The organism is Roseixanthobacter glucoisosaccharinicivorans, assembly GCF_043195095.2.
In the GTDB taxonomy this organism is placed as follows: domain Bacteria; phylum Pseudomonadota; class Alphaproteobacteria; order Rhizobiales; family Xanthobacteraceae; genus NCEH01.
Genome location: NZ_CM195538.1, coordinates 2207590 through 2221803, shown reverse-complemented (window position 1 = coordinate 2221803; position 14214 = coordinate 2207590). Strand labels below are relative to the sequence as shown.

Genomic DNA, 14214 nt, shown 5'->3' with positions numbered 1-14214 from the left:
AGCGCGGCCTGTGAGGCAGGAGACGACTGGCCCATGAAGGCAAGACCATGAGCCCGGCCCCCCGACATTCGACCCCGCAAGATCCCGCCGCCCCGGACCTGCTGTTCGAGGCGGGCGAGGCGCCGCCGCCGGGCGTGCCGGATCTGTTCTTCGGCTTCCTGCGCATCGCCCTGTCCGGCTTCGGCGGCGCGCTGCCGTTCGCGCGGCGCGAGCTGGTGGAACAGCGCCGCTGGCTGGGCGCGCGCGAGTTCAACGAGCTGCTCTCCATCTGCCAGCTCATGCCGGGCCCGAACATCGTGAACATGTCGTTCTGCGTGGGCGCGCGATTCGGCGGCATCGCGGGCGCGGCCGCGGCGTTTGGCGGGCTCATCGTCGCCCCCTGCATCATCGGCATGACGCTGGCGACGCTGTATGTGCATTACGGCCAGCTGCCCGCCGTTTCCGGCATGCTGCGCGGCATTTCGGCGGCGGCGGTGGGGCTGTTCGTGGCGCTGGGGCTGAAGATGGGCTTCGTCGAGCGGCGCAATCCCATCGCCCTGGTGTTTGCCGCGTTGGCCTTCACCGGCGCCGGGCTGATGGGCTTTCCCCTGCTGCTGGTGATCCTGGTTCTGGCGCCGTTTTCCATCCTCGCGGCGTGGCGGTGGTCGCGATGAGCGGGCGCGATCCCATCGGCGATCTGGTCGCCCATATGTTCGTGATCTCGTTCCTCGCCATCGGCGGGGCGAACGCGGTCATTCCCGAGTTGCACCGCATGGCGGTGGAGACCAATGGCTGGATGAGCGGCGATACGTTCGCGGATCTGTTCGCCATCGCCCAGGTCACGCCCGGGCCGAACGTGCTGCTGGTGACCTTGATCGGCTGGTATGTGGCGGGCATCCCCGGCGCCATCGCCTCTACGCTGGTCATGTGCGTGCCCGCCGGGGCGGCGGCCTATGGCATGTCGCGCCTGTCCCATCGCTTCCGCGACGCGCCGCTGCGCATCGCCATCCAGCGCGGGCTGGCGGCGCTCACCATCGGCATCGTGCTGGCGAGCGCCTATATCCTCATGCGCCTCGCCGACACCCATTGGCTCGCCTACGGGCTCACCGCCTTCGCCGCCATCGGCGCGCTGACGACGCGGCTCAACCCGATCTGGCTGATCGCGGTGGGCGGCGTGCTGGGCCTCGCCGGGCTGGTTTAGGGCGCGCGCAAGAGGGGCGACCGCCGGGGGGGGCCGGCCCATGGGCGGGTCGCCGAAATTCATCTGCTGAACTTCACCCGAAATCGCCGGTTTTTTCCGCCGAGGGGCGGCCGAACAGCGCCAGTAAACCGCTGTTCGTCTTTGCTAAGCCATTGTTTCACGTGAAACATTTTTTCACGCGGACGCCGGCCGGCAGGCGTCAGAAGGCCTTGAAGGTGATGATGGTGCGGGTGTCCTGGATGCCCTCCAGTTTCTGCACCTTCTCGTTCACGAAATGGCCGATGTCGGTGTCCGTGGGCACGTAGAATTTCACCAGCAGGTCGAAATCACCGGCAGTGGAATAAATCTCCGAAGCGATCTCCGCATCCGCCAAAGCGTTGGCCACCTCATAGGATTTCCCAAGCTGGCATTTGATCTGGACGAAGAAGGCGATCACGGAAACTCTCCTTGGCACGGCCCGTCGGGGGCGGCGCCAAGGTGGCGAAAAGGGCACGCGCTTGCAAGGGTACAGGCTGCATGGGTTGGCCCGCCGCCACCCGCCGGGCTTGATGGGCGGGCAGGGGTTCTCTACATCTAAGCCATCTCGTCGGGGTGTCCCGCATCATGCGGGGCTGAGAGGCTTGTCCAACCCGCGAACCTGATCCGGATCATGCCGGCGAAGGAAACCGAGATTGCGGAAGGGCGGCCGTTCCGGGTCGCCCGCTCGTGCCGCATCCTCCGGCTTCCCGCGCCCTCCTCGATGCCCGTCGGAGCTGCCGCGTGTCACAGAGCCTCATCCCCATCGCCGTAACCATTGCCGGCTCGGATTCCAGCGGCGGCGCCGGCATCCAGGCGGACCTCAAGACCTTCTCCGCCCTCGGTGTCTATGGCGCCAGCGTGCTCACTGCCCTGACCGCGCAGAACACGCTGGGCGTCACCGCCATCCACGATGTGCCGCCGGATTTCATCGGTGCGCAGATCGACGCCGTATTCAGCGATCTGAAGGTCGCGGCGGTGAAGATCGGCATGCTCTCGCGCCCGGCGGCGATCCAGGCGGTGGCGGAGGGGCTGGCGCGGCACCAGGCCCGCACCGTGGTGCTGGACCCGGTGATGGTCGCCGCCTCGGGCGCCCGCCTGCTGGAGGATGCCGCCATCGCCACCCTCAAGGAGGTGCTGCTGCCGCGCGCCACCCTCATCACCCCCAATTTGCCCGAGGCCGCCGCCTTGCTGGATCTTGCCCCGGCGCAGGATGAGGCGGAGATGCTGGCGCAGGGCCAGGCGCTGCTGGCGTTGGGCTGCGGCGCGGTGCTCATGAAGGGCGGCCATGGCTCGGGGCCGGAGAGCATCGACCTTTTGGTGAGCGCAGGCGGCGTGCTGCGCCTTGCCGCCCCCCGCCATGCCACGCGCAACACCCACGGCACCGGCTGCACGCTGTCCTCCGCCATTGCAGCAGGCCTTGCCAAGGGCGCGGATCTGGAAGGCGCGGTGCGGGCGGCAAAGGCTTATATCACCGGCGCCATCGCCGCCGCCGACCGGCTGGACGTGGGGCGCGGACACGGCCCCGTGCACCATTTCCATGCCTTGTGGGACAATTGAGCGGAGCGCGCCGAAACCGCCTTGCACCTCGGACATTTCGCAGTATCGTCCGGCCCGGCGAACGATCGTTCGGCAAAAGGGATAAGGCATGGCGCAGCAGCGGGAAAAGGGGACCGAGCGGGGTCCGGAGGATGGCGCCCAGGCGATGACCGGCCAATTGGGCAAGACCATCCAGCGGCTGCGCAAGGCCTATAATCTCTCGCTGTCCGAACTCTCCGAGCAGTCCGGCGTGGCGAAATCCATCATCAGCCAGATCGAGCGCAACGAGACCAATCCCACCCTCGCCACCGTCTGGCGCCTGTCTCACGCGCTGGACATGACGGTGGAGCGCGTGCTCGCGGCCTCCGACGAGGCGCCCTTTATCGAAAAGCTGACCCGCGCCGAAACGCCCATGCTGGTCTCGCAGGACGGCCTGTGCCGCCTCTCCATCATCGGCTGGATCAAGACGGTGGAGTGGCTGCAATATTACGAATTCCGCGCCGAGCCGGGCGGCGAGCTGGACTCCGATGGCCACCAGATCGGCTCCATCGAATGCCTGACCGTGACCGCGGGCACCCTCACGGTCGAGGTGGGCGGCGTGACCGAGACCGCAAAGGCCGGCGAAACGGTGCGCTATCGCTGCGACCGCCGCCACGTCATCCGCAACCTCGGCACCGAGCCGGCTGCCGCCTTCATGGTCTGCTTGCTGAAGGCGGCCGTGCTCGACTGAGGGTCGGGCTCTGCCCAGCCCTCAATAGACGTCGCGGCAATAGCGGCGCTGTGCGGCAAGCTGTTCCAGCGCCCCGGTTCCGATAAGTTCGCTGAGCACATGGTCAACCGCCGGGGCCATGCCCTGGAGGCTGCCGCACACATAGATGCAGGCCCCGGTCTCGATCCAGCGCACCACCTCCGCACCGGCTTCCTTAAGGCGATGCTGCACATAGAGGTGCTCCGCCTGGTCGCGGGAGAAGGCGAGGTCCAGCCGCGCCAGCGCGCCGGCGCTCTGCCATGCGGTGATCTCGTCGCGGAAATAGAAATCGTGCTGCTGGTTGCGCTCCCCGAAGATCAGCCAATTGGCGTCCTGCCCCGCCCGAACGCGGCGCTTGAGATGCGCCCGAAGGCCCGCAAGGCCGGTGCCGTTGCCGATGAGAATTAGCGGCCGGGCATCGTCCGGTCCGTGGAAGGCCGGGTTGGACCGGATGCGCAACGCGATCCGCGCGCCTTCCGGCGCATGGTGGGTCAGCCAGCCGGAGCCAAGGCCATAGCCGCCTTCGGGCGTCCGGGTCTGGCGCACCAGGAGTTCGATCCGTCCGTCCTCGGGAATGGAGGCGATGGAATATTCGCGGTGGGGCAGGGGCTTGAGGCTGTCGGCGAGCGCTTGCGCACTGGCGGCGGGATGATCCTGCGCGGCCGGTTGCAGGCTGCGCGCCAGCAGTTCGCGTAGGGGCAGGGTTTGACCGTCCTGCTGGACTGGGGTGTCGCCGTCGAGCTTCAAGGCATCGAGCGTGTGCCGGACGGTTTCCATATCCAGGCGAGGACCGATCTCGGCGATGTCGCCGGCGGCCCAGGTCGCGGCCTCCCCCTCCCGTTCCAGTGCGAGGTGGAAGGTCGGCAGCCCGGCGCTTCCGGCATTGAGTTGGCGGCGGCTGACGAGGCGCCAATCCTGGTAATCGGGCTGGCTCCAGTCGGGCAGGGTGGTCAGGCCGGACAATGTGCCAAGCCGCTGCTGCCAATGGCGCAGCGCGCCCGCATCCTCCATGTCCACTTCGACCCGGTCGAACAGCGGCGTTGCGCCGTGGGTGCGCAGCCAGGCGTCGAGGTCTGCGCCAAACCCGCAGAAATGCGGAAAGGAGCGGTCGCCGAGCGCCAGCACGCCGTAATCCAGGTTCGCCAGCCCGTCCGGCGCCTCGCGCGCGCCCATGCGCCGGGCAAAGGCGCGGGCGGCGTCGGGGGGCTCGCCCGCGCCGAAGGTGGAGACCACGAACAACGCGCGCTTGGCCTTCGCCAAGGCTTCGGGCGCAAGCCCCGCCAGGGATTCCACGGTCACCGGCAGCCCGGCGGCCAGAAGCGCGTTCGCGCTCTGCCAGGCGAGGCGCTCGGCCGTGCCGGTCTGGCTGGCATAGGCCACGAGCACGGGCGCGGCCTCGCTCGCCGGTGCGGCGGCGACCGGCGCGGCGGCGGCGCGGGCCTCGCGCTTCTTTTTGCGGCGGTCGAGATAGAGCATCCAGCCGGTGATAGCGAACAAAGGCATCAACAGGCTCGCCAGCATCATCAGCAGGGTGCCGGTAAAGCCGAAGAAGCTGCCGGAATGCAGCGGGAAGATGCTGCCCATGAGCTTCTGTCCGGCCGGCAGATCATTATAGCGACGATGCTCGCGCACCTGCCCAGCCGCGTCGAGCACAAGGGTGTTGTTCGCCCGTTCATGGGCCGGGTTCATGGACTGGTAGGTGATGGTGAGGGTCCGCGCATTGCCCTGGGGCAGGCGGAGGGTCGCGATGCTGTAGCCACCGGATTCGCGCACGAACGCGGGCCAGAGCGCGGCGAGATTCAGCGGCGCCCCATCGCGCCCCTCGCGTCCTTCCCGCGGCGCGCGTTCACCCGGCATGGCCGGGGCGGCGCTGGGCGGCCTTGTGGCTTGCGGCCCGGAGGGCGCGCCAGGCGGGGGCGCTCCGGCCGGACGTGGGCCTTGCTGTGCGGGGCGGGGCGTGCCGGTGAGGTCGAACAGCGCGCCGCGATACCAGTCGTAGGACCAATACAGGCCCGTGAGCGAGGCCAGCAGGTAGAAGGGCAGCACCCATGTGCCGATGACCGAATGCAATTCCCACAGGAAGCTGCGGCCCCGCCGGCCGAAATCGAGCCGCAGCCAGTTGCGCCAGTCGAGCGCTCTGCGCGGCCAGCGCAGATAAAGGCCCGAGAGCGAAAGCACGATCAGGCCGATGGTGGAGGCGCCGACGATCTGCTTGCCGACATCGCCGGCCGCCAGCCAGCGATGCACCTGCATCACGAAGCGGAAGAACGCCTGGCCCTGCACATCGCCCAAGAGCGCGCCATCATAGGGATTCACGTAGCGGTTTTCGCCGCGCGGCCCGCCCGGCCCGGCCGCCGGCGCCCCGGCCGGCTGGGGCGGCGGGGCGAAGGTGACGCGCGCGGCGCGGGTCGGGTCCGTCGAGACCATCAGGGCTGTCGGCGTCTTGCCCGGCGCATTGGCGCGGATGCGTTCCAGCAATTGGTCTGGCGCGAGCGGGCCGGCGGCCTCCGCCCGTACGGTGATGATGCCGGGATTGAGCGCGGCGAGGAGGTCGTCCTCGAACGAGAGCATGGCCCCGGTGACGCCCACCACCGCCAGCACGATCCCGGCGGTGACGCCGAGGAACCAATGGATCTGAAACCAGACGGCCTTCAACATGCTCAATATCCTGCGGCTGCCCGGCGTTAGCGGCAGTAAAAATCCAGGCTATGGCATATCAACCGCAGTTGTGTTCCTCAATACGGTCAAAAATGAATGGAATGATTATAAATCTAGAGTGGAAAGCTGCGGTCCTGCGGCACCTTCCCGAAGGAATTATTACAGATGGGCAATAAAACACCGGCGCGTCAGGACGGGCGCCGGAGATTCTGCGCTCCCACGCATCAGAACGTGATGGCGAAACGCCCGTTGATCGCGTTGTCCATGCCCTGGTCGGAGAATTGTCCGCCATAGCTGACGCCGAGCACCATGTTCGCTGTCGCCCGGAAATCGAGCCCCGCATTCACCAGCGCCGCATTGCGCCCAATCGGTGCGCCGCTCACCGTGAACGGGGTGCTGCCGCTCGCGAAGGCGAAGCCGATCTCAGGATTGATGTCGCCGAAGGCATATTGCCAGGCGAGCCCGCCGCGCGCGGTCAGCGTGCCGGTGCCGAGGGCCATGCTCTGGCTCACGCGCATGCCGAGCGTAGTGAAGGTGTTGTCCTGCGTGAGGCCGCCCGAGGTGAGCGCCGCCGCACCGCCGGATTCGGTGAATCCGTCCATGTTCAGATGCACATAGGCAAGGCCGGCGAAGGGCTCGAAATCGGTCGCGCCAGCGATGAAGCCACGCGCGATTTCACCGAACACCTGCGTGGTGCCGGCCTTGTTGTCCGAGGAAAGGCCGTTCAGGAAGCCCGGGAACAGCACCGTGCGGCTGGTGGAAAGGTCGTGCCAGCCGTAGGCCGCGCCGAGCCGTAGGTCGATGCCGCTGAAGCGGGTGCTGGCATAGGCGGCAAGGTCGTAATTGTCGCTGGTGCCGGAGGAGGCGAGGGCATTCACCTCATAGGTGGATTGGCTGTAGCCGCCGGCGATGCCGAGGCGCCAGGCCTCACCCACCGGCGTGTCGATGCCGGCAATGACGCCGCCGATGGAGCGCGAAAGGCTCGCGGTGTCAGCTGTGGCGTCACTGCTGCCCCAGGCGCCATAGCCCTGGAGCCATGCGGTGGCGGCAAGGCCGGGGGCAAGCTGCGTGGTCTGCGGCCCCGCCTGCAATGCGCCGCCAGAGGCTTGGCGCTGACGCCCGCCGATGGCCTCGCGCAGATAGATGGATTGTTGCTGCAACACTGTCGCGGCGGAGGCGTAGATCTGGCCGGAGAGGGCGTCGAATGCGGGCGGGGCAGTCGTGCCGTTGAGGCCGACGATGGCTTGCAGCACGCTGTTGGAAGTGGGCAGGGAGACGAGCGCGCCGCTCACCGCGCGCTCGTTGGGCGTGTGCCCGGCGGTGGCGAGGGCGGAGGCATCCAGCACAACGTTAAGGCCGAGCGTGGTGCCGGAACGCGTGGTCGTCAGGTCCAGGAAGGGATAGGCCGTGCCGAATGGGTCGTTCACGCTGGCGAAGGCGCCGGTAATGCCCGCGGCAGAGGTGAGCAGCGTGTAGGCGCCGAGCTGCGGCGTCGCCCCGACGCCGGCGATGATGGTGAGCGCGCCGCCGGAAATGGTGATCGGCCCGGTGGCGGCGATCAGGTCACTCTGGCCCGGCGCGCCGATCTCCGCCTGATAGGTGGAGCCGGGCGCGAAGCTGACCGCGCCATTCACCGTCAGGGTACCGATGGAATTGCCCGGCGCCACGATGCCGGCATTGGCCAGGGCACCGTTGACGATGCCGTTTCCCTTGAAAGTGCCGGTGTTTACGACGGCGCCATTGATGGTGCCATTGTTCGTCAGCACGCCGCTGTTGGTGATCGCGCCCGTAACCGTGCCGCCCGCGAGATTGGCCATCATGCCGCCGTTGACCACGGCGCTGTCGAGCATGCCGCCATTGATCAATGTGCCGGTGCTCGACAAGACGGCGTCCACCGAGGTGAAGGTCCCGGCATTGAGCAATTGCGCGTTGGCCGCGACGCTGTAGCCGCCGGCGCTCACGAAGTTCGCCCCTGCCAGGATGGACAGGTCGCCGACGATGGAGCCGGTAACGGCGAGCGTGCCGCCACCCACAAGGGTGCCGCCGGTATAGGTGTCGGTGCCGGCCAGAACGAGCGTGCCGGTGCCGAGTTTGATGAGCCCGCCCTTGCCGGAAATGTCGTTGCTCCATACGTCGATGGCATTGAAGCCGCCGGCCGCGGCATCCATCGTGACGGTGACGTTCTGGTTGAACGCGCCATAGCCGCTCGCCGCAGAATACAGATCAAGCCGCGCCCAGCCGGTCTGGTGGTCGTCGAGGGGAGCGCCGGAGCGCAGTTCGGTGGTCGCCAGTACGTCGCGCAACTGGTCTTGCGACAGGTAGGGAAAGCGCGTGGCGATCAGCAGTTCCGCGTTTTCCGGCACGATTGGCGCCTCGGTGGTGGATCCCACGGAGGGCAGGTCATAAGTGATGGACGAGATATATTGCTGGCGTGCCGCGCTGAAGGCGACGGCGCTGGGGAACGTTCCTGCCGCGATGCAGCCCGCTACGTTCCCCGCGCAGGCGGCGTAGGGTACGGCGAGCGCGCTGCCGAGCTGGGCGTGCAGCTCGGCCGAGGCTGCGGTCGCCACTTCGAAGAAATTGCTGGAATAGCTTGGATTGTTGGAGAGCAGCTGAACCAGGTTGAACATCGCCGCGATGCGTCCGCCGATGATGTCGGTGGGGTAATGGACGCCGAGAATGTTGCGACTGAGTCCAAACTCCTGCCCCGCCACCAGCAGGGCCTGATATTGCTCCGGCATCATCCAGGCATAGGTGAGCGCGGTGCTGTTACCGGCGGAGGAATGGCCGCTGGGAAAAGAGGGCGAGGGGGTGTTGTCGATCCATTGCTGGGCTTGCGACGCGGGGCCGGTGAGAGAATAGGCATCCGCCTGGCCCACGGTCCATGGGTTTGCCGCGATGCTCGGCGAGGTCAGGAAGGGACGCGGGTCGCCCACGCTGCCAGCTACGTTGTATTGATAAGCAATGCCGTAGATATTCGTTGCGGCATATGCATCCTTCATGGCGCTGACCTGGAGCGTGTCGTTCAGCACCACGTTCAACAGGTTGACGACATTGGTCGGCAGCAGATTGTTGTTTGCGTTCTGCACCATGGTGGGCGCCAGCGGCGTGTTCACCATGTTCCAGACATTCGCGGAGACGCTGTTCGGCACGAAGGCGCCGATGGAATTCAGCACGGCCAGATTCTTCTGGTCATAAGTCGAGCTGAAATAGATCTCGTTCTCCTTCGCCATCACCGCTTGCAGGAAAGCCTGACCCTCGGCGGTGCTGAGGAGCGTGGAGAAGGCGGAAAGCGCGCCCACTTGGCCGCTGCTCTGCGCGGCAATGCAGGTTGGCGTGAGGCAGGCATTCTGTGCGGCCGCGGACCCGGCGGCCGCAAGCAAGAGGCCGCTCGCCGCAGCAGCCGCCATAAGGAGGGCGGCAAGGGATGTTGCGCGTTTCGGCCGATGGCGCGGCCGCGACGTCTTGGCGGGAATCGCACGGACAGGGTCGCTGTGGTCCGCCGCAGTCAAGATCCCAAGCATTTTCAGCCTCCCCACCCATGGGAAGGTGCAGCTTTTCACATCCGCACACAAGCGAGCGGTATCATATAGGCGACTACGGGCTTCGGATTTTCGAACACCTGTTGCCACAAGGGCGCAGGCTGCACGCCCGCGCCGCGATCTGCTTCAGCGCTCGACGAACGCTTTTTCGATCACATAATGGCCCGGCTGCGACTGGCTGCCTTCCTGGAAGCCGCGCGATTCCAGCAGCTGCACCAGGTCCTTGAGCATCGCCGGGCTGCCGCAGAGCATCAGCCGGTCGTTTTGCGGATCAATGGGCGGCAGGCCGATGTCGGCGAACAGCTGCCCGCCCTCGATCAGGGAGGTGATGCGGCCCTGGTGACGGAAAGGCTCGCGCGTGACGGTCGGATAATAGATCAGCTTGGCCTTCACCTCGTCGCCGATGAATTCGTTCTCCGGCAGCTCCTTGGTGAGATATTCGTCATAGGCCAGTTCGGCGACGGTGCGGCAGCCGTGGATGAGGACGATCTTCTCGAACCGCTCATAAGCGTCCGGATCCTTCACCACCGAGAGGAAGGGCGCGAGGCCGGTGCCGGTGGAGAGCAGATACAGATTCTTGCCCGGCAGCAGATTGTCCTGGATCAGCGTGCCGGTCGCCTTGCGGCCGACCAGGATCTTGTCGCCGATCTTGAGATGCTGGAGGCGCGAGGTGAGCGGGCCATTCTGCACCTTGATCGAGAAGAACTGGAGGTCTTCCTCGTAATTGGCGCTGGCCATGGAATAGGCGCGCAACAGCGGCTTGCCTTCAACCATCAGGCCGATCATGGCGAATTGGCCGTTCAAAAAGCGGAAACCGGGATCGCGCGTGGTGGTGAAGGTGAACAGATTGTCGGTCCAATGATGGACGCTCTTCACCGTTTCTTCGTTGAAATTGCTCATGGCCGGCCAGTCAGGAGGGACGCGGAACGGACCGGGAAATCCGCGCGATATGCGTGTTTAACCCGATCTCACTGTGGGATACCGTGTTCCACTGTAGATCATGTGATGATCGGGCGCTACTGCTGCGCTGCATCATCGACGAGATGTGACAGCGTCGCCGGCCGGCCACCATGCGCCAGATCAAACGAAAAGCGCAGGGCACCGCCGCCGGAGCGTTACACGCCTTCGTCGGCAAGCCGTAGCAGATAGGCGCCATAGGCCGATTTCGCGCGAATCTTGCCCTGGGCCCGCAAGGCATCGGCATCTATGAAGCCGGCCCGGAACGCGATTTCCTCGGGGGCGGAAATCTTCAGGCCCTGGCGCTTCTCCAGGATCTGGACGAATTGCGCGGCTTCCACGAGGGAATCCGGCGTGCCGGTGTCCAGCCAGGCGAAGCCGCGGCCCATCAGGCTCACGTGCAAGGCGCCACGCTCCATGTAGACCCGGTTGATGTCCGTGATCTCGATCTCGCCGCGCGGCGAGGGCTTGAGATTGGCGGCGATGTCCACCACGCGGTTGTCGTAGAAATACAGGCCCGTCACCGCCAGGTTGGAGCGCGGCACCGCCGGCTTCTCCTCCAGCGAGATGACCCGCCCCGTGTCGTCGATCTCGGCGACGCCGTAGCGCTCGGGATCGTTCACCGGATAGCCGAACACGGTCGCGCCTTCGGTGCGGGCAACCGCTTCCTGGAGCAGCTCGGGCAGGCCGTGACCGAAGAACAGATTGTCTCCGAGCACCAGGGCTACGCGCTCGTCGCCGACGAAGTCGCGGCCGACGATGAACGCATCGGCAAGGCCCCGCGGCTGGTCCTGCACCGCATAGGTGATGTTGATGCCGAACTGGCTGCCGTCCTTGAGCAGCGCCTGGAACAGCGCGCTGTCATGGGGCGTGGTGATGATCAGGATGTCCCGGATGCCCGCCGACATGAGCGTGCACAAGGGATAATAGATCATCGGCTTGTCGTAGACCGGCAGCAGCTGCTTGGAGACCACGAGTGTGATGGGATGCAGCCGGGTGCCGGATCCCCCGGCGAGGATAATGCCTTTCACGTGGGCTCCTTGAGGGTCGGTGCGAGCAGTCCGTCCACCACTTCGGCCACGCGCGAGCGCCAGGGCGGCGCGCGATATCCGAAGGTGCGTTCGAACAGGCTGGAATCCAGTTCCGAATTGGCGGGCCGCTGGGCGGGCGTGGGATAGTCGGCGGTGGTGATGGGCGCCACTTCCGGCGTGCGCCCGGTATGGCGGGCCGCCCGGGCGACGATTTCACTGGCAAAGCCGTGCCAGGTGGTGGCGCCGTTGCCGGCCAGATTATAGGTACCCCAGCGCGCCGTCCCGTCCGCGACGGCCTGCGCAGCGGCGAGGATGCCTTCCGCGATGTCCAGCGTGGCGGTGGGACAGCCGTGCTGGTCGGCGACAATGGTGAGGCGGTCGCGCTCGCCGGCAAGCCGCAGCATGGTCTTGAGGAAATTGGCGCCATACACCCCGTAAACCCACGAGGTGCGCAGGATCAGATGGCGCTCGTTCTGCGCCCGCACGGCCGCTTCGCCGGCCGCCTTGGTGCGTCCATAGATGCCGAGCGGAGCGATCGGGTCGCTCTCCAGATAAGCGCCCTCCTTGGTGCCGTCGAACACATAATCGGTGGAAATGTGGATCAGCGGGGTGCCATAGCGGGCGCAGCGTTCGGCCAGCAGGCCGGGTGCCTGCGCATTGGCGCGGGTGGCGAGTTCCGCTTCCTTCTCCGCCTTGTCCACGGCGGTATAGGCGGCGGCGTTCACCACCAGGTCCGGGCGCTTGGCCTCCAGGGCGCGGGCAACCGCCGCGGGATCGCAGATGTCGACCTGCGCGCGCTCGAAGGCGACGAGATCGACCCCGCGCGCAGCGGCGAGGGCGGTGAGTTCCTGGCCGACCTGGCCCTTGGCGCCGAACAGGACGATGCGCATCAGGAAGCGAGCCCCAGCCGTTGGCCGGCATAGCGGGTGCGCAGCGGCTCCCACCAGCCGGGATTTGCGAGATACCATTCGATGGTCTTGCGCAGCCCGGTCTCAAAGGTTTCGCGCGGGGTCCAACCCAATTCGGCGTTCAGCTTGGAGAAGTCGATGGCATAGCGGGCGTCATGACCGGGCCGGTCGGTGACGAAGCGGATCAGGTCCTCGCGCTTGCCGATGCGGGCATCCGGGCGGATGTCGTCGAGAATGGCGCAGATGGTGCGCACCACATCAATGTTCCGCCGCTCGTTGGCGCCGCCGACATTATAGCTCTCGCCGACGCGGCCCTTGGACCCGATGAGATGGAGCGCCTCGGCATGGTCCTCCACGAACAACCAGTCACGCACATTCTCGCCCGCGCCATAGACCGGCAGGGGCAGGCCCTCCAGCGCGTTGAGAATGATGAGCGGGATCAGCTTCTCGGGGAAATGGTAAGGCCCGTAATTGTTCGAGCAGTTCGACATCACGACCGGCAAGCCATAGGTGTGATGCCAGGCGCGCACCAGATGGTCCGATGAGGCCTTGGACGCCGAATAGGGCGAATTGGGCTGGTAGGGCGTCTCCTCGCGGAAGAAGCCCTCGGCCCCAAGGCTGCCGAACACCTCGTCGGTGGAAATGTGCTGGAAGCGGAACGCATCACGCGCCGCACCCTCCAGGCCACGCCAATAGCGCAGGGCCTCCTGGAGCAGCGTATAGGTGCCGATGACATTGGTGGTGATGAAGGCCGAAGGCCCGTCGATGGACCGGTCCACATGGCTTTCCGCCGCCAGATGCATGATGCGGTCGGGACGGAAGGTTTCCAGCGCGGACTGGAATGCGGCCCCATCGCAAATATCCGCCTGCACGAAGCTATGGCGCGGATTGTCCATCACCGGCGCCAGGGATGTCAGCGTCCCCGCGTAGGTCAGGCTGTCATAGGTCAGGACATCTGCGGACGTGGATGCGATCAGATAGCGCACCAAAGCGGAACCGATGAAGCCGGCTCCGCCGGTAACAAGAATACGTTGTGCCATATTCGCCCCGTCGTGCCGTCACGCGTAGGTGAACGGGCTATCATAATCCTTCAGGCGCGGCCATTCGCGATCCTTGTCGGACAACAAAGCGTCCTTGACCGGCCACTCGATCGCGAGATCTGGATCATCCCAAGCAATTCCGCCCTCGCTCTCGCGCGAATACACGCCGTCAACCTTATAGGCCACCTTGGTATTCGGCTCGATTGTACAGAAGGCGTGCGCAAAGCCGCGCGGGACGAACAATTGCTCGCGGTTCGCCTCGGTCAGGGTGGCGCCCACCCAGCGGCCATAGGTCGGCGAGCCCTTGCGGATGTCCACCGCCACGTCGAATACCGCACCGGACAGAACACGCACCAGCTTGGCTTGGGCGAACGGGTCAATTTGGAAATGCAGTCCACGGATGGTCCCGACGGGAACGGACACGGACTCATTGTCCTGGATAAAACGAGCGGAGATGCCGTTCGCGTTATATCGCGCCTCGACATAAGTTTCACTGAAATGACCGCGCGGGTCGTTGAACCGGGGCGGAATAACCAGCATGACCTCTGGGATCGCCAGCGGTGTGAAAGACGTCATTGGACGGACGTTGCCCCGTT

12 protein-coding genes are annotated in these 14214 nt (G+C 66.0%); 4 read left to right on the top strand and 8 right to left on the bottom strand.

Translation table 11 applies throughout. The features are described from left to right. Nucleotides 1–47: 47 nt before the first annotated feature. Both V5F78_RS09980 and V5F78_RS09975 read left to right on the top strand, forming a co-directional pair. Nucleotides 48–653 (top strand): chromate transporter, encoded by a 606-nt coding sequence (locus V5F78_RS09980; protein WP_394068472.1) that lies wholly within the window; start codon nt 48–50, stop codon nt 651–653. Further along, nucleotides 650–1180 (top strand): chromate transporter, encoded by a 531-nt coding sequence (locus tag V5F78_RS09975; protein ID WP_394068474.1) that lies wholly within the window; start codon nt 650–652, stop codon nt 1178–1180. The genes V5F78_RS09980 and V5F78_RS09975 overlap by 4 nt, the downstream gene beginning before the upstream one ends. Nucleotides 1181–1379: 199 nt before the next feature. Here the strand turns inward: V5F78_RS09975 and V5F78_RS09970 are convergent, their stop codons facing one another. Beyond that, nucleotides 1380–1616: an Lrp/AsnC ligand binding domain-containing protein gene (locus V5F78_RS09970; protein WP_394011975.1), complete on the bottom strand. Its 237-nt coding sequence runs from the start codon at nt 1614–1616 to the stop codon at nt 1380–1382. Between the two features lie 323 nt (nt 1617–1939). On the opposite strand from V5F78_RS09970, the gene thiD reads away from it, so the two are divergent. Both thiD and V5F78_RS09960 read left to right on the top strand, forming a co-directional pair. Continuing rightward, entirely contained in the window at nt 1940–2755 is an 816-nt protein-coding gene (thiD, locus tag V5F78_RS09965) for a bifunctional hydroxymethylpyrimidine kinase/phosphomethylpyrimidine kinase (protein WP_394068476.1), read from the top strand. 88 nt (nt 2756–2843) lie between these two features. Further along, complete coding sequence (locus V5F78_RS09960; RefSeq protein WP_394068478.1) at nt 2844–3464, top strand: helix-turn-helix domain-containing protein; 621 nt, start codon at nt 2844–2846, stop codon at nt 3462–3464. Between the two features lie 21 nt (nt 3465–3485). On the opposite strand, the gene V5F78_RS09955 is transcribed toward V5F78_RS09960, so the two are convergent. The 7 genes from V5F78_RS09955 to rfbC all read right to left on the bottom strand — a co-directional run bounded on the left by V5F78_RS09955 (nt 3486) and on the right by rfbC (nt 14194). Beyond that, a complete protein-coding gene (locus V5F78_RS09955) occupies nt 3486–6140 on the bottom strand; it encodes a PepSY domain-containing protein (protein WP_394068480.1) in 2655 nt (884 codons plus the stop codon). 224 nt (nt 6141–6364) lie between these two features. Further along, nucleotides 6365–9442, bottom strand: coding sequence for an autotransporter domain-containing protein (locus V5F78_RS09950; protein WP_394068481.1), 3078 nt, complete (start codon nt 9440–9442; stop codon nt 6365–6367). Nucleotides 9443–9808: 366 nt separating this feature from the next. Continuing rightward, a complete protein-coding gene (locus V5F78_RS09945) occupies nt 9809–10582 on the bottom strand; it encodes a ferredoxin--NADP reductase (protein ID WP_394068482.1) in 774 nt (257 codons plus the stop codon). A 215-nt stretch (nt 10583–10797) separates the two neighbouring features. Further along, a complete protein-coding gene (gene rfbA / locus V5F78_RS09940; protein WP_394068484.1) occupies nt 10798–11670 on the bottom strand; it encodes a glucose-1-phosphate thymidylyltransferase RfbA in 873 nt (290 codons plus the stop codon). Further along, a complete protein-coding gene (gene rfbD, locus V5F78_RS09935; protein WP_394068486.1) occupies nt 11667–12560 on the bottom strand; it encodes a dTDP-4-dehydrorhamnose reductase in 894 nt (297 codons plus the stop codon). The genes rfbA and rfbD overlap by 4 nt, the downstream gene beginning before the upstream one ends. Next, nucleotides 12560–13618: a dTDP-glucose 4,6-dehydratase gene (rfbB, locus tag V5F78_RS09930; protein ID WP_394068488.1), complete on the bottom strand. Its 1059-nt coding sequence runs from the start codon at nt 13616–13618 to the stop codon at nt 12560–12562. The genes rfbD and rfbB overlap by 1 nt, the downstream gene beginning before the upstream one ends. Nucleotides 13619–13636: 18 nt before the next feature. Further along, complete coding sequence (gene rfbC / locus V5F78_RS09925) at nt 13637–14194, bottom strand: dTDP-4-dehydrorhamnose 3,5-epimerase (RefSeq protein WP_394068489.1); 558 nt, start codon at nt 14192–14194, stop codon at nt 13637–13639. Between the last annotated feature and the right edge of the window lie 20 nt (nt 14195–14214).